Source organism: Bacillus sp. SJ-10 (genome assembly GCF_002843505.1).
In the GTDB taxonomy this organism is placed as follows: domain Bacteria; phylum Bacillota; class Bacilli; order Bacillales; family Bacillaceae; genus Bacillus; species Bacillus velezensis.
In genome coordinates, this window is record NZ_CP025258.1 from 2,041,810 (window position 1) to 2,060,340 (window position 18,531).

17 protein-coding genes, 1 other RNA gene and 1 other annotated feature are annotated in these 18,531 nt (G+C 48.3%); of the genes, 13 read left to right on the top strand and 5 right to left on the bottom strand.

From position 1 onward, the window contains the following. The first annotated feature begins 3 nt into the window (after positions 1–3). The 3 genes from aspS to CXL14_RS10440 all read left to right on the top strand — a co-directional run bounded on the left by aspS (position 4) and on the right by CXL14_RS10440 (position 2,872). Positions 4–1,782 carry an aspartate--tRNA ligase gene (aspS, locus tag CXL14_RS10430; protein WP_007408199.1) on the top strand — a complete coding sequence of 593 codons (1,779 nt, stop codon included), beginning with the start codon at positions 4–6 and terminating at the stop codon, positions 1,780–1,782. A 62-nt stretch (positions 1,783–1,844) separates the two neighbouring features. Further along, positions 1,845–2,036, top strand: a non-coding RNA gene (ssrS, locus tag CXL14_RS10435) — 6S RNA. 71 nt (positions 2,037–2,107) lie between these two features. Next, a complete protein-coding gene (locus tag CXL14_RS10440; RefSeq protein WP_017418227.1) occupies positions 2,108–2,872 on the top strand; it encodes a tRNA threonylcarbamoyladenosine dehydratase in 765 nt (254 codons plus the stop codon). Between the two features lie 114 nt (positions 2,873–2,986). Here the strand turns inward: CXL14_RS10440 and CXL14_RS10445 are convergent, their stop codons facing one another. Next, positions 2,987–4,255 carry a replication-associated recombination protein A gene (locus CXL14_RS10445; RefSeq protein ID WP_003152729.1) on the bottom strand — a complete coding sequence of 423 codons (1,269 nt, stop codon included), beginning with the start codon at positions 4,253–4,255 and terminating at the stop codon, positions 2,987–2,989. 194 nt (positions 4,256–4,449) lie between these two features. Here CXL14_RS10445 and cymR point away from each other — a divergent pair, with 194 nt between their 5' ends. The 8 genes from cymR to CXL14_RS10485 all read left to right on the top strand — a co-directional run bounded on the left by cymR (position 4,450) and on the right by CXL14_RS10485 (position 11,215). Beyond that, positions 4,450–4,866: a cysteine metabolism transcriptional regulator CymR gene (gene cymR, locus CXL14_RS10450; RefSeq protein WP_003152730.1), complete on the top strand. Its 417-nt coding sequence runs from the start codon at positions 4,450–4,452 to the stop codon at positions 4,864–4,866. Positions 4,867–4,884: 18 nt separating this feature from the next. Beyond that, the gene (locus CXL14_RS10455) at positions 4,885–6,024 is read left to right on the top strand and encodes a cysteine desulfurase family protein (protein WP_007612815.1); all 1,140 of its coding nucleotides are present in this window, start codon (positions 4,885–4,887) and stop codon (positions 6,022–6,024) included. A 36-nt stretch (positions 6,025–6,060) separates the two neighbouring features. Next, complete coding sequence (mnmA, locus tag CXL14_RS10460) at positions 6,061–7,176, top strand: tRNA 2-thiouridine(34) synthase MnmA (protein WP_088056444.1); 1,116 nt, start codon at positions 6,061–6,063, stop codon at positions 7,174–7,176. A gap of 87 nt (positions 7,177–7,263) precedes the next feature. Beyond that, entirely contained in the window at positions 7,264–7,884 is a 621-nt protein-coding gene (locus tag CXL14_RS10465; protein WP_088056567.1) for a tetratricopeptide repeat protein, read from the top strand. A gap of 18 nt (positions 7,885–7,902) precedes the next feature. Then, positions 7,903–10,281 carry an SF1B family DNA helicase RecD2 gene (gene recD2, locus CXL14_RS10470; protein WP_061862426.1) on the top strand — a complete coding sequence of 793 codons (2,379 nt, stop codon included), beginning with the start codon at positions 7,903–7,905 and terminating at the stop codon, positions 10,279–10,281. Between the two features lie 118 nt (positions 10,282–10,399). Next, positions 10,400–10,858: a PRC-barrel domain-containing protein gene (locus tag CXL14_RS10475; RefSeq protein WP_007408205.1), complete on the top strand. Its 459-nt coding sequence runs from the start codon at positions 10,400–10,402 to the stop codon at positions 10,856–10,858. Between the two features lie 12 nt (positions 10,859–10,870). Further along, positions 10,871–11,062, top strand: a complete 192-nt coding sequence (locus CXL14_RS10480; RefSeq protein ID WP_003152738.1) for a hypothetical protein — start codon at positions 10,871–10,873, stop codon at positions 11,060–11,062. Positions 11,063–11,083: 21 nt separating this feature from the next. Continuing rightward, entirely contained in the window at positions 11,084–11,215 is a 132-nt protein-coding gene (locus CXL14_RS10485; RefSeq protein WP_003152741.1) for a YrzQ family protein, read from the top strand. Positions 11,216–11,250: 35 nt separating this feature from the next. On the opposite strand, the gene CXL14_RS10490 is transcribed toward CXL14_RS10485, so the two are convergent. The 4 genes from CXL14_RS10490 to CXL14_RS10505 are packed head-to-tail and all read right to left on the bottom strand — an operon-like array spanning position 11,251 to position 14,209. Beyond that, positions 11,251–11,907 carry an amino acid ABC transporter permease gene (locus CXL14_RS10490; protein ID WP_088056445.1) on the bottom strand — a complete coding sequence of 219 codons (657 nt, stop codon included), beginning with the start codon at positions 11,905–11,907 and terminating at the stop codon, positions 11,251–11,253. An 18-nt stretch (positions 11,908–11,925) separates the two neighbouring features. Beyond that, positions 11,926–12,576, bottom strand: coding sequence for an amino acid ABC transporter permease (locus CXL14_RS10495; protein ID WP_007408207.1), 651 nt, complete (start codon positions 12,574–12,576; stop codon positions 11,926–11,928). A gap of 56 nt (positions 12,577–12,632) precedes the next feature. Further along, positions 12,633–13,460 carry a transporter substrate-binding domain-containing protein gene (locus CXL14_RS10500; protein WP_021494374.1) on the bottom strand — a complete coding sequence of 276 codons (828 nt, stop codon included), beginning with the start codon at positions 13,458–13,460 and terminating at the stop codon, positions 12,633–12,635. A gap of 20 nt (positions 13,461–13,480) precedes the next feature. Further along, the gene (locus CXL14_RS10505) at positions 13,481–14,209 is read right to left on the bottom strand and encodes an amino acid ABC transporter ATP-binding protein (RefSeq protein WP_007408209.1); all 729 of its coding nucleotides are present in this window, start codon (positions 14,207–14,209) and stop codon (positions 13,481–13,483) included. Positions 14,210–14,428: 219 nt separating this feature from the next. On the opposite strand from CXL14_RS10505, the gene CXL14_RS10510 reads away from it, so the two are divergent. Further along, positions 14,429–15,490, top strand: a complete 1,062-nt coding sequence (locus tag CXL14_RS10510) for an AI-2E family transporter (RefSeq protein ID WP_007612803.1) — start codon at positions 14,429–14,431, stop codon at positions 15,488–15,490. A 43-nt stretch (positions 15,491–15,533) separates the two neighbouring features. Then, positions 15,534–15,741 (top strand) — a binding site (T-box leader). 80 nt (positions 15,742–15,821) lie between these two features. Beyond that, complete coding sequence (gene alaS / locus CXL14_RS10515) at positions 15,822–18,458, top strand: alanine--tRNA ligase (protein ID WP_101287788.1); 2,637 nt, start codon at positions 15,822–15,824, stop codon at positions 18,456–18,458. The last annotated feature ends 73 nt before the right edge of the window (positions 18,459–18,531 follow it).

The following is an 18,531-nucleotide window of genomic DNA, read 5'->3' on the forward strand; positions in this document are numbered from 1 at the left end:
GCTATGTTTGGAAGAACATATTATTGTGGCGAGATAACTGAAAAAGCGATTGGCGAAACCGTCAAACTGAAAGGGTGGGTGCAGAAACGGCGCGATCTCGGCGGCTTGATTTTCATTGATTTGCGCGACCGCTCGGGTATTGTGCAAGTCGTGTTCAACCCTGACGTATCGAAGGAAGCCCTTGCCGCAGCGGAAGCAATCAGAAACGAATATGTGCTTGATATCGAAGGCACGGTTTCTGCCCGTGAAGAAGGCACGGTGAATCCCAACCTGAAAACCGGTAAAATTGAAATCAAAGCTGAAGCGGTGACGGTGCTCAGCACGGCGAAAACACCTCCGTTTCCGATCAGTGACCAGGCGGCTGACGTTTCTGAAGACGTCCGGTTAAAACACCGCTATTTGGATTTGCGCCGCCCGGCGATGTTTCAAACATTGCAAATGCGCCACCAAGTCACAAAATCCATCCGCCATTTCTTGGATGAAAACGGATTTCTTGATATTGAAACACCGATTTTAACAAAAAGCTCTCCCGAAGGCGCCCGTGATTACTTAGTGCCGAGCCGGGTGCATGAAGGAGAATTTTACGCCCTTCCGCAATCGCCGCAGATTTTTAAACAGCTTCTGATGGTGTCGGGCTTTGAACGGTATTATCAAGTGGCCCGCTGCTTCCGCGATGAAGACTTGCGTGCCGACCGCCAGCCGGAATTTACGCAGATTGATATAGAAATGTCCTTTATGAGTCAAGAGGACATCATGGCTCTGGCGGAAGAGATGATGGCGAAAGTCATGCTTGAAACAAAAGGTGTTGAAGTACCGCTTCCGCTTCCGAGAATGACATATGAAGAAGCGATGAACAGCTACGGTTCCGACAAGCCTGACACCCGCTTCGGCATGCTGCTGACGGACGTGTCAGACATAGTGAAAGATACTGAATTTAAGGTGTTCTCATCAGCCGTGGCAAACGGCGGCGTTGTAAAAGCGATCAATGTCAAAGGCGCTGCCGGCGACTATTCCAGAAAAGATATCGATGCGCTCGGCGTTTTTGCCGGAAATTACGGCGCGAAAGGTCTCGCTTGGGTGAAAGTTGAAGCTGACGGCGTAAAAGGCCCGATTGCGAAATTCTTTGATGAAGAGAAGCAGGCAAAACTGGCTGAAGCGCTTGATGCTTCTGAAGGCGATCTGCTCCTGTTCGGGGCTGATAAGTTTGAGGTTGTGGCTCAATCCCTCGGCGCGCTTCGCTTAAAGCTCGGCAAAGAACGCGGCCTGATTGACGAAAGCCTCTTCAACTTCCTGTGGGTTGTGGACTGGCCGTTACTGGAGCATGACGAGGAAGAAGGCCGTTTCTATGCGGCTCACCACCCGTTTACAATGCCTGTCCGTGAAGATCTTGACCTGATTGAAACGGCGCCTGAAGATATGAAAGCGCAGGCTTACGACCTTGTCTTAAACGGCTATGAACTCGGCGGAGGCTCAATCCGTATTTTTGAAAAAGACGTTCAGGAAAAAATGTTCGGGCTTCTCGGCTTTACAAAAGAAGAAGCGGAGGAGGAGTTCGGATACCTTCTTGAAGCCTTTGAATACGGCGCCCCTCCGCACGGCGGAATCGCGCTCGGCTTAGACCGTTTGGTTATGCTTCTTGCAGGCCGCACAAACTTAAGAGATACGATCGCTTTCCCGAAAACGGCAAGCGCAAGCTGCCTTCTTACGGAAGCGCCCGGCGAAGTGAGCGACGCCCAGCTTGAAGAACTTCACCTTTCTGTCAAAAGAAAAGTGAAACAGTAAAGATCAGCAGTTTGTTTCTTGAAAATCAAAATCTGCTGTGATATGATTTTGACAAGTTAAATAAAGTCCTGATGTGTTAGTTGTACACCTAGTTTTGACCGAACATTTTTTTGATTTGGGAGCCCGCATTTTTAAATGGCGTACATGCCTCTTTTCATTCGTTAAGAGGACTTACAAGATTTAAAAAAGGGCACCCACCTGCTGAGAGCGGGTTCAAAACGAAGGAAAGCTGCAACGGCACAATTGGGACTTTATTTTTTGTGCGCTAAAACCAGCGGCTTTTTGACAAGCCGAGTTTATAAAACCAGAATGTGGAGTGAGGTTCTTGTTACATCAGTTTTCCAGAAATGAGCTAGCGATTGGAAAAGAAGGGCTGGACACGTTAAAAAACAGCACGGTGGCCGTTCTCGGCGTCGGCGGAGTCGGTTCATTCGCAGCCGAAGCATTGGCGAGGTCCGGAGTGGGGCGGATCGTGCTTGTCGATAAAGATGATGTTGACATTACAAACGTAAACCGCCAGCTGCATGCGCTTTTGTCGACGGTGGGACAGCCGAAAACAGACTTGATGAAAGAGCGGATCGCGGATATTAATCCGGATTGTGACGTCGTCGCCTTAAAAATGTTTTATACGGAAGAGACGTATGAGCAGTTCTTTGAGCATCCGCTCGATTACGTCATTGACGCGTCGGATACGATTCATTATAAAATTCATCTGATGAAAGAATGTCTGAAACGGAATGTTCCGCTGATTTCAAGCATGGGAGCGGCGAATAAAACAGACCCGACACGCTTTCAGATTGCTGATATTTCAAAAACCCATACTGATCCGATTGCCAAAGTCGTCCGCACAAGGCTTCGCAAAGAGGGCATTAAAAAAGGCGTACAGGTCATTTTTTCTGATGAAAGCCCGATCGTCATCCGTGAAGACGTCAGAAAAGAAGTCGGGAATGATGAAGCGAAAATCCGCAAAGCGCAAATGCCGCCGTCTTCCAACGCCTGGGTTCCGTCAGTGGCCGGTCTGATTATGGGCGGACATGTTGTCATGGAGCTCTTAAAGGAGATCGACATTAAACGGGTTAAAGATAAATAAAAAGAAAAACAGCCTTCTTCAGGAAAGGCTGTTTTTTATTTGAATCCGCCGTTTACACGAAAGATTTTGGCCGGTATCAAAAAAGACAAGAACACATAGGGTGTCCTTGTCCGGTTATTTTTTCTGCTTCATCAGTTTTTCATACACTTGCTTTATGGCGGCTTCAAATTTCCCCGTTTGTTTCGGTTTATAGTATTGCTTGTTTTTTAACGGATCAGGCAAATATTGCTGTTCGACCCATCCGTTCTCGAAATCGTGAGGATATTGATAGCCGATCCCGCGTCCGAGCTCTTGGGCCCCTTTATAGTGGGCGTCTTTTAAATGTTTCGGCACATCGCCGATTTTACCCGTCCTGATGTCTTTGAGCGCCTCATCAACGGCTGAGATGGCGGAGTTTGATTTTGGCGAGAGGCATAATTCGATTACCGCATTGGCCAGCGGAATTCTCGCTTCCGGAAAGCCGATCCGTTCTGCGGTCTGAATCGCGCTCAGCACCCGGGGGCCTGCCTGCGGGCTTGCGAGGCCGATATCTTCATAGGCGATCACGAGAAGCCTTCTTGATATGCTTTCAAGGTCTCCGGCTTCGATCAGACGGGCCAGATAATGAAGGGCGGCGTTTGCGTCCGAGCCTCGGATCGATTTTTGGAAGGCGGATAAGACGTCATAATGCGCATCGCCGTTTTTATCATGAGTATAGCTTTTTTTCTGCAGACATTCTTCCGCCGTTTCCCGTGTAATCCGGATCGTGCCGTCGCTTGATTCCTTTGTGGAGAGCACGGCAAGCTCCAGTGCGTTCAAAGCGGAGCGGACGTCTCCTCCGCACCCTTGTGCGAAATGATCCATCGCGTCGTCGTCCACCGAAACGCTGTAGGAACCGAGTCCCCGGTGTTCATCTGTGAGCGCTCTTTTCAATGCCTGCTTGATCAGATCGGGTGTTAACGGTTCGAGCTCAAATATCTGGGTCCGGCTTCTGATGGCCGGGTTAATGGCATGATAAGGGTTGGCGGTCGTCGCGCCGATTAAAATAATCATGCCGTTTTCTAAATAGGGCAGCAGAAAATCCTGCTTTCCCTTATCAAGCCTGTGCACTTCGTCAAGGATTAAAATGACCTGGCCTGACATTTTCGCTTCCTGTACGACAATCTCCATGTCTTTTTTATTATGAATGACGGCATTCAATTTCCTGAATGCGATGCTTGTCGATCCTGCGATCGCTGTGGCGATGGACGTTTTTCCGATGCCCGGCGGTCCGTACAGGATCATGGATGATAAGTGCTTTGCACGCACCATTCTGCCGATGATTTTATCTTCTTTGACCAAATGTTCCTGGCCGATAATGTCTTCGATATTGGCAGGCCGCATCCGATACGCCAATGGTTTCATGAACATCTCTCCTTACATATACAGGGTAACGGAAAACGGACGATTAGAAAAGCGAATTGCGGCGGGCCCCGTGTTTCAATGAAAATTAGGATAAGTTATGTTATAATAACAGTTGGTCTATAAGATACTAAACAGATTATTCATATCCATTTACTTGTATAAATTAACAATTAGAATTGACTGGGGTGTTCATATTGAAAATATCGACAAAGGGAAGATACGGGCTCACCATTATGATTGAATTGGCGAAAAAGCACGGAGACGGTCCGACGTCGCTCAAAAGCATCGCCCAAACAAACAGCCTTTCTGAGCATTACTTGGAACAGCTTGTATCACCGCTCAGAAACGCCGGACTCGTAAAAAGCATCAGAGGCGCTTACGGGGGTTACGTGCTCGGGGGCCAGCCTGAAGAGATAACGGCCGGAGACATTATCAGAGTGCTGGAAGGGCCGATCAGCCCGGTAGAAGTGCTTGAGGATGAAGAGCCTGCCAAGCGGGAGTTATGGATCCGCATCCGCGACGCTGTAAAAGACGTGCTGGACAGCACGACGTTAGAAGACCTTGCGAGCTACACGGACGGCGAGCAGGAAGCTTATATGTTCTATATTTAAACCAGAGGTGTACAGACAATGGAACGGATTTATTTAGATCATGCCGCGACTTCCCCGATGGATGAGCGTGTGCTCGAAGAAATGAAGCCCCATTTCTTCGGCAGTTTCGGCAACCCGTCAAGCATTCATTCATTCGGGAGAGAATCCCGGAAATGGGTCGATGAAGCGAGAGCGGACATCGCGCGCGAAATCAGTGCGAAAGAACAGGAAATTATTTTCACAAGCGGCGGCACGGAGGCTGATAATTTAGCGATTTTCGGAACGGCTGCCGCCCGGAAGAATGAAGGAAAGCATATCATTACCACCGCTGTTGAGCATCATGCTGTATTGCACGCCTGCGAAAAGCTGGAAGAAGACGGCTTTGAGGTGACATACCTCATCCCCGGCCCTTCAGGACGGATCAGTGCAAATCAGGTGAAAGAAGCGCTCCGTGATGATACAATCCTTGTTACCGTCATGTATGGCAATAACGAAGTCGGAACCATTCAGCCGATTGACGAAATCGGAGAGCTGTTAAGCGGGCATCAGGCCTATTTTCACACAGATGCCGTCCAGGCATTCGGTTATATGCCGATTGACGTGAAAAAAAGCAGAATTGACATGCTGTCTGTTTCCGGTCACAAGCTTAACGGGCCTAAAGGGACAGGCTTTTTATATGTAAATCAAGAGGTGAAGCTGTCACCGATTCTTCTCGGGGGAGAGCAGGAACGAAAGCGCCGCGCGGGGACGGAAAATGTACCGGGCATCGCCGGCTTAAAAGAAGCGGTCGTCCTTTCAAACCGTGAGAGGGAAGAGAAAACAGCGAAGTATAAGGAGTTTAAGAACATTATCATGAGCACGCTGGAAAAATCCGGCGTTACAGCGGAGGTGAACGGAGATGCCGAGAAATGCCTGCCTCATATTTTAAACCTTTACTTTCCCGGTGTGCCGGTGGAAGCGCTGCTGGTCAATCTTGACATGGAAGGCATTGCCGTCTCCAGCGGATCTGCTTGTACAGCGGGATCCGTTCTTCCGTCCCATGTGCTTACGGCCATGTTCGGAAGTGAGAGCGGCAGGCTGACTTCGTCAATCCGCCTCAGCTTCGGCCTCGGCAATACGGCGGAACAAATCGAAACAGCCGCCGAAAAGCTTGCCGCCGTCGTTAAACGGCTTGCTTAAAACGGCGGACTTACGTTTTTAATGGAGTGAATGCAAATGGAAAAACGGCCGGAGGATACAAGAGTCGTAGTCGGCATGTCCGGCGGCGTGGACTCTTCCGTGGCGGCCCTTCTGCTGAAGGAGCAGGGCTACGATGTAATCGGAATCTTTATGAAAAACTGGGATGATACGGACGAAAACGGTTTTTGCACGGCGACGGAAGATTATGAAGACGTCATCCGGGTCTGCAACCAGATCGGAATTCCGTATTATGCCGTCAACTTTGAGAAGCAATATTGGGAAAAGGTATTTCAATATTTCCTTGATGAATATAAAGCCGGAAGAACCCCCAATCCGGATGTCATGTGCAATAAAGAAATTAAGTTTAAGGCTTTCTTGGATCATGCTCTGTCACTCGGCGCGGATTATCTTGCGACGGGCCATTACGCCCGCGTGGACAGAAGCGCAGGTACAGTGCGCATGCTCCGCGGTCTGGATGAAAACAAGGACCAGACTTATTTTCTGAATCAGCTCAATCAGGAACAGCTCAGCAAAGTCATGTTCCCGATCGGTGATCTGCAAAAAAGCCGCGTGCGGGAAATCGCCAAAGAAGGGGAACTTGCGACAGCTGCGAAAAAAGACAGCACGGGAATCTGCTTTATCGGCGAACGCAACTTCAAAACGTTTCTCAGCCAATATCTCCCCGCTCAGCCGGGCGATATGATGACAATGGACGGAGAAGTAAAAGGGCGTCATGACGGTCTGATGTATTATACAATCGGACAGCGCCACGGTCTTGGAATCGGCGGAAGCGGCGAGCCGTGGTTCGCCGTCGGTAAAGATCTTGAAAAAAACATTCTGTATGTTGATCAAGGATTCCATAATCCGCTTCTGTATTCCGATAAGATCACGGCGACAAATGTCAGCTGGACGCGTCCAGGTCTGATGGACGGCGGCGAAATGACATGCACGGCGAAATTCCGCTACCGTCAGGAAGATCACAAAGTAACGGTGAAAATGACGGGTGATGATGAAGCGGAAGTCATTTTTGACGGGCAGGTACGTGCCGTCACACCGGGACAAGCCGTCGTTTTTTATGACGGAGAAGAGTGCCTCGGCGGCGGAACGATAGATGACGTTTATAAAGACGGAACAAAATTGTGGTACGTATAACACATGTAAAAAACCTCAACTCGCATGTTGGGGTTTTTTAGCGAAAGGAAGTTAAAAATGGATTATAATAAAATCGGGATTGACGCCATGCAGGAGGGCGATTTTGAAAAAGCGGCAGAGGCTTTTACGAAAGCGATTGAGGAAAACGGCCAAGATCCGGTGCCGTATATCAACTTCGCAAATCTGCTTTCTTCTGTGAACGAACTCGAACGGGCGCTTGCATTCTATAACAGAGCGCTTGAATTGGACAATTCGGCGGCAGCCGCTTATTACGGTGCGGGAAACGTATATGTGATGAAAGAATCGTTTTCCGAAGCGAAGGATATGTTTGAAAAAGCGCTTCGCTCCGGAATGGAAAACGGAGATTTGTTTTATATGCTGGGGACCGTTCTCGTTAAATTAGAGCGGCCGAAGCTTGCACTGCCGTATTTGCAGCGTGCCGTTGAATTAAACGAAAATGACACGGAAGCACGCTTCCAGTTCGGAATGTGTCTCGCAAATGAAGAAATGCTGGATGAAGCTCTGGCACAGTTTGAGACGGTGATCGAGCAGGACCCAAGCCACGCGGACTCATTTTATAATGCCGGAGTCGCTTACGCGTACAAAGAAAATCGTGAAAAGGCGCTTGAGATGCTGGAAGGCGCAATCGGCATACAGCCTGATCATATGCTTGCGCTTCATGCGAAACAGCTTATCACCCAGTCATAACAAAAGGAGGGAAGGCTCGTGGATCAGCTGAACATCGAAGAACAGCCGTATGTAAAAGGCGTCATTCATACGGTCATTTATCATAATGACACCAACCTGTATACAGTGCTGAAAGTCAAAGTTGCAGAAACGTCTGAGGCGATCGAAGACAAGGTCGTATCCGTAACGGGCTACTTCCCTCTGCTGCAAGAAGATGAGACCTACACATTTTACGGAAAAACCGCCACGCATCCTAAGTTCGGCCTGCAATTTCAGGCTGAACACTTTAAAAAAGAAATTCCGACCACAAAAGAAGGGATCATTCACTACTTATCAAGTGATCTGTTTGAAGGAATCGGAAAAAAAACGGCGGAAGAAATCGTCAAAAAGCTCGGAGACGGCGCGCTCAATAAAATTCTGACGGATGCGTCGGTGCTTTACGATGTGCCGAAAATGTCGAAAAAGAAAGCGGATAAGCTTGCCGGAGAGCTGCAGCGGCATCAGGGGCTTGAGCAGATTATGATCTCTCTGAATCAATACGGTTTCGGGCCCCAGCTATCAATGAAAATATATCAGGCCTACGAAACGGAAACCCTGGAGAAAATTCAGGAAAATCCTTATCAGCTTGTAAAAGACGTTGAAGGCATCGGCTTTGTGAAAGCTGACGAGCTGGGCGGAAAAATGGGTCTGTCAGGAAACCACCCGGAGCGGATCAAAGCGGCAATCTTATATACGATTGAATCGACCTGTCTTTCAGAAGGCCATACGTACATAGAGACAAAGCAGCTGATTATCAATACGCAAACGCTCCTGAATCAGTCAGCTGAAGGCGGCCGCGTTACGGAGATGGATGCGGCTGACGGCATCATCGCCCTCGGGGAGAGTAAGGATATCGTCATTGAAGGAGAGCGCTGCTATTTTCCGTCCTTGTTTTACGCGGAACAAAATGTTGCAAAACGCGTGCTCGACATTGCGGCTCAGACGGAGTATGCCGATCAATTTCCTGAATCGGAATTTCTGCTTGCACTCGGTGAACTGGAAGAACGGATGAATGTTCAATACGCACCAAGCCAAAAGGATGCCATTCAAAAAGCGCTGTCTTCACCGATGCTTTTACTGACCGGAGGACCCGGGACGGGGAAAACGACCGTTATTAAAGGAATCGTGGAATTATACAGTGAACTGCACGGAGTATCGCTTGACCCCGGTGATTATAAAAAAGACGAGGCGTTTCCGGTGCTGCTTGCCGCGCCGACCGGAAGAGCTGCAAAACGGATGAGCGAATCTACGGGTCTGCCGGCTGTTACGATTCACAGGCTGCTCGGCTGGAATGGCGCTGAAGGCTTTACCTACAATGAAGATCAGCCGATTGAAGGGAAACTGATCATTATAGACGAAGCGAGTATGCTCGATATCTGGCTCGCCAGCCATTTGTTTAAGGCGCTTCCTAAGCACATTCAGCTCATTGTCGTCGGTGATGAAGACCAGCTTCCTTCAGTAGGACCGGGGCAGGTGCTCAGAGACCTTTTGGCTTCTGAGGTGCTGCCGACCGTGCGTCTGACAGATATTTACCGTCAGGCTGAAGGATCATCCATTGTGGAACTTGCGCATGATATGAAAAAAGGACTGCTTCCAAAAGGGCTGACCGCGCCGACAAAGGACCGCTCATTTATCCGCTGTAATTCTTCACAGATGAAAGAAGTCGTGGATCAGGTCGTCTCGAACGCGTTAAAAAAGGGGTATACCTCCAGGGATATTCAAGTGCTCGCCCCGATGTACAGGGGAAAAGCGGGAATTAACGAGCTGAATATGCTTCTTCAAGACATCATGAATCCGCCGAAAGAAAAAAGGCGGGAGCTGAAATTCGGTGATGTCGTCTACAGGACGGGCGATAAAATATTGCAGCTTGTCAACCAGCCGGAAAACAATGTGTTTAACGGCGATATCGGCGAAATCGTGTCCATTTTTTATGCCAAAGAAAATACGGAAAAAGAAGACATGGTCGTCGTCTCGTTTGACGGCAACGAAATCACCTTTACGAAAAAGGATTTCAGCCAGTTTACCCACGCTTACTGCTGTTCCATTCATAAGTCGCAGGGAAGCGAATTCCCGATTGTCGTCCTGCCTGTCGTCAAAGGCTACTATCGAATGCTCAGGAGAAATCTGCTTTATACCGCCATAACAAGGGCGAAAAAATTTCTGATTCTTTGCGGAGAAGAAGAAGCACTTGAATGGGGCGTCAAAAACAATGATGCCACCGTCAGACAGACGTCGCTTAAAAACAGGCTCACAGAGCAGACTGAAGAGATGGATGCAGAACTGGCCGCCCTGCAAAAAGAGCTGCCGTTCAGTGTATATGATGCGAACATCGGAATGGAAGGCATCACGCCGTTTGACTTTATGGAAGAAAAAGCGTAAATAAAACCCGGAGCATAAACATGCGCCGGGTTTTCGCCTGTGGAAGTCATTTCAAAGTATGCTGCCCGGCTTCTTGGCAAAACCTATACGTGTTCAACAAAAGGTGGTTGATCACACTTTGAGAACATGCCATGCAGCTGAAGGACGAACAGTATATGACGAAAACACCGGGCGCAGTCTCGGGATGATATCGGATGTATGTTTCTCTCTGGACGGCCGGTTTCTCGGTTTCGTGCTGGAGCAGAAACGCCTGTTTCACAACCGCCATCTTTTTTTAGAGGCAAGTGATATAAAAGAGATGGATCAAGAAGCCGTAGCTGCCGGTCATGCTCATTTGCAGCCTTTGCCGAAGAGCTGTTTCACTTTTGAACAGATTAAGATGCAGCCGGTGAAATCGCCTGATGGTGAAATGTTCGGTTTGCTGGAAGATGTATACTTTTGTTTGGACAGGGGCATAATCGTAGCATATGAACTCTCGGACGGCTTCTTTTCAGATCTGGCTGGCAGACGCCAAGTGCGCCGCGCCGCCGATACGCTTATCGAAGCGGGGAAAGAAGGCATCGTCCTGAACGGATAAGAGGTGTAGTCTGTGCTTGTATGTCCGAACTGCAAAAGTAAAGATATCGGCAAAATCGGCGTAAACCAATACTATTGCTGGGGCTGCTTCATTGAGCTGACGGTGGCCAAAGGCAAAATTGCGACACATCAAGTAGAGGAAGACGGCACGTTAAGCAGTCTTGATGATTTGTTTTCTGAAGACGAACGCAGTATCAATTTTTAAAGTTGAAAGGAGATACGCGCGATGGGCAGAACAATGACCTCTCTGTTGGCTTTAGGAGCTGGAGCCGTTATGTATCGTATGGCTTCTCAGTCCGATATGCTGAATAAAAAAGGTATGAAACGGATGAGAAGACGAGTCATGAAAATGTTTTAAGCAGAAAAAAGGATACTTCTCCGGAAGTATCCTTTTTACGTTTGTCTCGCTTCCAGCCGTCTGGCTGCAAGAGACAGGCTGTAATTGACCGCGAAATACATCAGGGCCGCCAGCAGAAAGATCGGGAAAAAATATCCCCCGTCAGCGCTTTGTCCGTTTAAAATCTGCGCGTTATGAATCAGTTCGGGCAGAGCGATGACGACCGCAAGTGACGTATCCTTTAATAAAGAAATAAACTGGCTCACAATCGGAGGAACCATACGCCTGAGCGCCTGCGGCATGATGACGAGAAAAAGAGTCTGCGTGTACGTCAGTCCTGAAGAACGCGCCGCTTCAATCTGTCCTTTGTCAACGGATTGCAAACCGCTTCTGATGATTTCTGACAGCATGGCCGATTCAAAAATCGTCAGCGCCGTGATGGCGGCCGCGGTAATTTCCAGTTTGATCCCGATTTCCGGAAGGGCAAAAAACGTAAAGAAAATGATTAATAACAGCGGCAGGTTGCGGATGGTTTCCACAATGGCCGCTATAATGCCCGAGACGATAGGAATTTTCGCATAGCGCAAAGTGCCGGCGGCAAGCCCGAAAATAAAACTCAGGACAATGGAGATCAGCGCAACATAAAGTGTGACCAAAAAGCCGTCCCATAAAAACAGCAGATGGTCAGGTGTATAGGCGCCGCTAAAATCCATGTTTTTCACTCTCCTTCTCTAATAACTCTTTCCGAGACGTCTTTCCAAATAGTGAACCCCGATGCTGAGCGGGATCGTTACTATCAAATAAAAAAGCGCGACGAAAATATAGACATCAAACACGACAAGAGTACTTGAGGAAACGAGATCCGCCTGATACATCAAATCGAGTCCCGCCACCACTCCGAGTATTGATGAGTTTTTGACAAGGTTGAGAAATTGGTTTCCGAGCGGGGGAATCACGATTTTTACGGCCTGAGGAAGAATGACGTATCTCATCGCCTGACTGTAGGTGAAGCCTGACGATCTGGCTGCTTCCATCTGCCCTTTGGAGACAGTCTGAATTCCGGCTCTGATGGCTTCTGCGATAAAGGCCGACGTGTAAATCGTCAGCGCAATCGTTCCCGCCTGAAAGCCGTCCAATCTCAGCCCGGCGTTCGGAAGTCCGAAATAAAAAACGAATGTGATGAGGAGAAGCGGGATGTTCCGGATAAATTCCACATACGCAGTGCCGATCCATTGAAGGGGTTTGAAAGCCGTGATTCTCATGACTGCGATCAGAACGCCCAGCGCAAAGCTGCCTGCCAGCGCGATGAAGCTCGCAAGCAATGTGTGCAGGAAACCGTCCATATACATATCGAAGTTTTCCGTTAAAATTGAAAAGTTCATCTATGTCACTCCTTATAAAACGGGGATGAGCATGCCTGCTCATCCCGCGGTCCTTTCTATTTTGCCGGTTCTTCTTTAATCCATTTTTTATAGATTTTTTCGTACCTGCCGTCGGCTTTCATTTTTTTCAAAGAGGCGTTGATTTCCTTGATAAGTCCGGATTGGCCTTTTTTGACGGCGATTCCGTAAGGTTCATCGGTGAAGGTTTCGCCTGTCAGCTGATATTGTTTATTTTCATCCGCCATGCCGTATAAAATCGCATTATCGGTTGTGAGCGCATCTCCCTGTCCCGCTTTTAGCGCGGTGAACGCTTCGGCGTAATTTTCAAATTCCAGCACTGAGGCGTCAGGCGCTTTTTCTCTGATGTTTTGTGAGGAAGTAGAGCCTTTTACCGCCAATACTTTTGAGCCTTTTCCCAGGTCTTCGGTGCTTTTGATGCTGCTTCCTTTTTTGACGAGCAGGGATTGCCCGGCTTCAAAATAAACATCTGAGAAATCAACTTCTTTTTTCCGCTCATCCGTTATCGTCATCGTGGCGGTGATGGCGTCGATATCGCCGTTTTGCAGCATCGGAATTCTCGTTTTTGACGTCACTTCTTTAAATTCCGCTTTCTTCTCATCCCCCAGAATATCTTTTGCAAGCTGTTTTGAGATATCGATATCGAAGCCTTCAATATCACCGGAGCTTGGGTTTTTCAGTCCGAATAACCTCGTGTCGGTTTTGACGCCGAAGATGATTTTGTCTCTGTCTTTAATAGAGGCTAACGTGTCTTTTCCCGTTCCCTTTGAATCCCCGGACGTATCTTTCCCTCCGCAGGCTGCCAGCATAAAGACGGCCAGCAGTGATATCAATCCGAATGACAACCATTTTGTTACGCGTGACATAAGCGCTCCTCCGTTTCTTTTCAGTGATTTAAAATACGGCTTAAGAATAAACGCGCCCTCTCTTCACGGGGGCTTTCGTAAAATTCAGCCGGTGCAGCTTCTTCTAAGATGGCTCCGCCGTCGATAAACACGATGCGGTCCGCCACTTCTTTTGCGAATCCCATTTCATGTGTGACGACTGCCATGGTCATGCCTTCTTTTGCGAGTGTTTTCATGACATCCAGCACTTCCCCGATCATTTCCGGATCAAGCGCGGATGTAGGTTCGTCAAACAGCATAATTTCGGGCTTCATCGCAAGCCCCCTGGCGATGGCGACACGCTGCTGCTGGCCGCCGGAAAGCTGTGAAGGATAAGCGTCCGCTTTTTCCGGTATACCGACTTTTTTCAAATAGTATAAGGCCGTTTCTTTTGCTTCTTCTTTTGATTGCTTAAGCACTTTGATCGGTGCGAGCATAATGTTTTGCAGAACGGTTTTGTGCGGGTACAGATGAAAATGCTGAAACACCATGCCGATATTGCGGCGGACTTTATTTATATCCGTTTTCTTGTCATGGATGGAGACGCCGTTTACTGTTAAGGCGCCTCCATCAACTGTTTCCAGCTGATTAATGCAGCGGAGAAGCGTGCTTTTTCCCGATCCTGAAGGTCCGATGATAACGACGACTTCCCCTTTTTTAATGTGCAGATTAATGTTTTTCAGCACGTGGAAATGTCCGTAGTGCTTATTTACATCCTGAAATGAAATCATGGCCATCCTCCTTAAAAAACATGAGTCATATTGACTGGACAGTTTTTGAAATCCTTTAACACATTACGATGGTTATACAGATTTTTATGAATATTATTTAGATTATTTCGTAATTTCTGATAATTATTTCCGTCAAGAGGTCTGCGTCATAAGGCGGAGTTTATGAAACGGGAATAATTCCGGCTTTCTGTCAAAAGATAAAGCAAGAGGTGAAACGTCATGCTTCAAAAACCGCTGCAGCTCTTAATGTGGACGGCTGTATGTCTGCTCGTTTTGTTAACAGTGTATGTCTTTTGCATGCTCGATATGTTATGGTCTCCCATTTGGCTTGTTATAAAATCTCTCTTTATTCCTATATTCATCGCAGTATTTATTGCTTATCTTTTACTTCCGATTACTGAATGGCTTCATAGAAAAGGGATGCCTAGAACTTTAAGCCTGCTTCTGATTTATTGCCTGTTTTTCGGCGGAATCGGCTGGGGGGTTTATAAAGGGGTTCCTGTTTTAATTGAACAGCTGCAGGATCTGTCTGAGAGCATTCCCGGTCTTGCCAAAAACTACAACAGTATGCTGAAGCATCTGCATAATCACACGGATCATTGGCCTGACGGCATGCACCATCGGATGGACAAAATGATTCAGCAGACAGAAACGTTTCTTGCCGGCACGATTGAAAGCACGATCAGAAGCATCCGTTTCGTGCTTGATTATATCCTGATCGCGGCGACGATTCCTTTTCTCGTGTTCTATATGGTGAAGGATATAGACGTCATGAAAAAGACAGTCTGGTATTTGACGCCGAAGTCCTGGAGGAAAAGGGGGAGTGAATTTCTGCGGGATGTGGACGACTCTCTCGGTGATTACATCCGCGGTCAGCTTCTCGTTTGTTTTTTGCTCGGGCTAATAGCCGGCGTTTCATTTTGGCTGTTCGGGCTTCCTTACCCGCTGATTTTGGGCCTTGCCATCGGGATTACGAATGTCATCCCGTATTTCGGTCCGTTTATCGGCGCTGTACCGGCGCTGCTCCTTTCGCTGGCGATTTCTGCTAAAGCTGTGATCATCGTAATCGTCACCATTTTTATTCTGCAATTTATAGAAGGAAACATTTTGAGCCCGCTTATTGTCGGGCGCAGTCTCAGAATGCACCCCGTCGTGATCATGCTGGCGCTCCTTGCCGGAGGAGAGCTCGCGGGCATCCCCGGCATGATTCTCGCTGTTCCGGCGGCAGCCGTTTTAAAAGTGACGGCCATTCACTTTTTGCGGATCAGGACGGAACATTGACATTCGGGTTCTGCTTGTCTATAATTTCGAGTAGAATACATACGAATCTCGAGTGACGGATATGAGTACGCCGAAGCCCTGTTTAAGAGAGAAGCTCCGATACGCTGAAAGGAGCTTCAGCAGAAGATCGGCCGAAGCTAATCCTGAGTGCAGTTAAAGGCTGCCGCAATCCTGCGTTACGGGATGAAAGGTGACAGGCCTTTTTCGGCCTGTAATCAGGGTGGTACCGCGAGACAGCTCTCGTCCCTGTGTGAACGCATGGTTTGCATAGGGAGAGAGCTTTTTTGCTGTCGCAAAAGAGAATTTCGGGTAGTGATAAGGAGGAATATAGATGAAACACTTAACTTCTGCTGAAGTGCGTCAAATGTTTTTAGATTTCTTTAAAGAAAAAGGCCATGCCGTTGAACCGAGCGCCTCATTGGTTCCGCATGAAGATCCGTCTTTATTATGGATCAACAGCGGCGTTGCGACGCTGAAAAAATACTTTGACGGCCGCGTTGTGCCGGAGAATCCGAGAATTGTAAACGCGCAAAAATCAATCCGCACAAATGATATTGAAAATGTGGGGAAAACGGCGCGCCACCACACGTTCTTTGAGATGCTCGGAAACTTTTCCATCGGTGATTATTTTAAAGAAGAAGCCATCACGTGGGCATGGGAGTTTTTAACGAGCGAAAAGTGGATCGGCTTTGATCCGGAGCTGCTGTCTGTAACGGTTCACCCTGAGGATGAAGAAGCTTATACGCTATGGGCGGAAAAAATCGGCGTTCCGGAAGAAAGAATCATCCGTCTGGAAGGGAACTTCTGGGATATCGGCGAAGGCCCGAGCGGACCGAATACGGAAATTTTCTATGACCGCGGCGAGAAATACGGCAATGACCCGTCAGATTCTGAATTGTATCCGGGCGGCGAAAATGACCGCTATCTTGAAGTATGGAACCTGGTATTCTCAGAGTTCAACCACAATCCGGACGGCACGTACACACCGCTTCCGAAGAAAAACATTGATACGGGCATGGGGCTTGAACGGATGGTCTCCGTGATTCAGGACGTCCCGACAAACTTTGACACTGATTTGTTTATGCCGATTATTGAAGCAACAGAGCGCATTTCCGGAGATGCTTACGGAAAGGATGCAGTGAAGGATACGGCTTTTAAAGTGATCGCCGATCATATCAGAACGGTCGCATTTGCGGTAAGCGACGGAGCTCTGCCGTCAAATGAAGGGCGCGGGTATGTACTGAGACGCCTCTTGCGCCGGGCTGTGCGATACGCGAAAACCATCGGTATCAGCCGTCCGTTTATGTATGAGCTGGTACCGACTGTTGCGGGAATTATGGACGCTTTCTATCCGGAGGTGAAAGAAAAGCAAGATTTTATCGCCAAAGTCATCAAAACGGAGGAAGAGCGCTTCCACGAAACATTAAACGAAGGTCTGGCCATTTTATCCGACGTGATAAAGAAAGAGAAGGAAAAAGGCAGCGGCATCATCTCCGGAAAAGACGTATTCAAACTGTACGATACGTACGGATTCCCGGTTGAATTAACGGAGGAATACGCGGAAGATGAGCAAATGACGGTTGACCATAAAGGCTTTGAAGCCGAAATGGAAAAACAGCGTGAACGGGCGAGAAATGCGCGCCAAGATGTAGGAAGCATGCAGGTGCAGGGCGGCGCATTGCGCGACATTACCGCAGAAAGCACATTTGTCGGCTACAGTGCCGTAAAAGCTGAAGCGAAGGTGATCGAGCTTCTTCATGACGGGCAATTAATCAGCGAGGCGCATGAAGGGGATACCGTCCAAATCCTTCTTGACAAAACGCCTTTCTATGCTGAAAGCGGCGGACAGATTGGTGACAGAGGAGTGCTGAGAAGCGAGCAGGCTGTCGTAACCATTAAAGACGTGAAAAAAGCTCCGAACGGTCAGCATGTACACGAAGGCACGGTGGATAGCGGCACGATTCAAAAAGGCGCAAGCGTGACGGCTGAAGTGGAAGATCAAATGAGAAGCGGCGTGGTGAAAAACCATACGGCTACCCACCTTCTGCACCAGGCGCTGAAAGACGTTCTCGGCACACATGTCAACCAAGCGGGTTCACTCGTTACCGAAAATCGCCTGCGTTTTGACTTCTCTCATTTCGGTCAAGTGACGAAAGAAGAACTTGAACGCATTGAAGGAATCGTCAACGAAAAAATCTGGGAGAGCATTCCGGTAGCGATTGATTTGAAACCGATCAATGAAGCGAAAGAAATGGGCGCAATGGCCCTGTTCGGCGAGAAATACGGCGATATCGTCCGCGTCGTACAAGTCGGAGATTACAGCCTTGAGCTTTGCGGGGGATGCCATGTCACGAATACGGCAGAAATCGGTCTGTTTAAAATCGTATCCGAATCAGGGATCGGCGCAGGGACGCGAAGAATCGAAGCCGTAACAGGAAAAGGCGCTTATCAGGAAATGAACAGCCAGCTCAGCCTTCTGCAGCACGCTGCGGACGAGCTGAAATCAAACGTAAAAGACGTACCGAAGCGAATTCAGTCTCTTCAAGCAGAGCTGAAGGAAGCGCAAAGAGAAAATGAATCATTGCTCAGCAAACTCGGCAATGTGGAAGCCGGAGCCATTCTGTCTAAAGTAAAAGACATCGGCGGCGTAAAAGTGCTGGCTGAAAAAGTAAATGCGAAAGACATGAACCACCTTCGCACTATGGTGGATGATCTGAAAGCGAAGCTCGGTTCTGCGGTCATCATTCTCGGCGCCGTGCAAAATGAGAAAGTCAACCTTTCAGCAGGCGTGACGAAAGACCTGATCGAAAAAGGCCTTCATGCCGGCAAAATGGTCAAACAAGCGGCTGAAGTCTGCGGAGGCGGAGGCGGAGGACGTCCGGACATGGCGCAGGCCGGCGGAAAGCAGCCTGAAAAATTGGAAGAGGCGCTCGCATCTGCGGAAGATTGGATAAAATCCGTTTTATAATCCTTTCAACTAGTGTAGAATGATGATAAGATGAGGACCTCAGGCTGAACTTTGCCTGCGAATTTGGGAAAGA

Bases quoted from the DNA above. Each gene is read 5' to 3' on its own strand.
- aspS (WP_007408199.1), top strand. From the start codon at position 4: ATGTTTGGAAGAACATATTATTGTGGCGAGATAACTGAAAAAGCGATT.
- CXL14_RS10445 (WP_003152729.1), bottom strand. From the start codon at position 4,255: ATGAAACCATTGGCGTATCGGATGCGGCCTGCCAATATCGAAGACATT.
- CXL14_RS10455 (WP_007612815.1), top strand. From the start codon at position 4,885: ATGGAACGGATTTATTTAGATCATGCCGCGACTTCCCCGATGGATGAG.
- mnmA (WP_088056444.1), top strand. From the start codon at position 6,061: ATGGAAAAACGGCCGGAGGATACAAGAGTCGTAGTCGGCATGTCCGGC.
- CXL14_RS10465 (WP_088056567.1), top strand. From the start codon at position 7,264: ATGCAGGAGGGCGATTTTGAAAAAGCGGCAGAGGCTTTTACGAAAGCG.
- CXL14_RS10485 (WP_003152741.1), top strand. From the start codon at position 11,084: ATGGGCAGAACAATGACCTCTCTGTTGGCTTTAGGAGCTGGAGCCGTT.
- CXL14_RS10490 (WP_088056445.1), bottom strand. From the start codon at position 11,907: ATGGATTTTAGCGGCGCCTATACACCTGACCATCTGCTGTTTTTATGG.
- CXL14_RS10495 (WP_007408207.1), bottom strand. From the start codon at position 12,576: ATGAACTTTTCAATTTTAACGGAAAACTTCGATATGTATATGGACGGT.
- CXL14_RS10500 (WP_021494374.1), bottom strand. From the start codon at position 13,460: ATGTCACGCGTAACAAAATGGTTGTCATTCGGATTGATATCACTGCTG.
- CXL14_RS10505 (WP_007408209.1), bottom strand. From the start codon at position 14,209: ATGATTTCATTTCAGGATGTAAATAAGCACTACGGACATTTCCACGTG.
- CXL14_RS10510 (WP_007612803.1), top strand. From the start codon at position 14,429: ATGCTTCAAAAACCGCTGCAGCTCTTAATGTGGACGGCTGTATGTCTG.
- alaS (WP_101287788.1), top strand. From the start codon at position 15,822: ATGAAACACTTAACTTCTGCTGAAGTGCGTCAAATGTTTTTAGATTTC.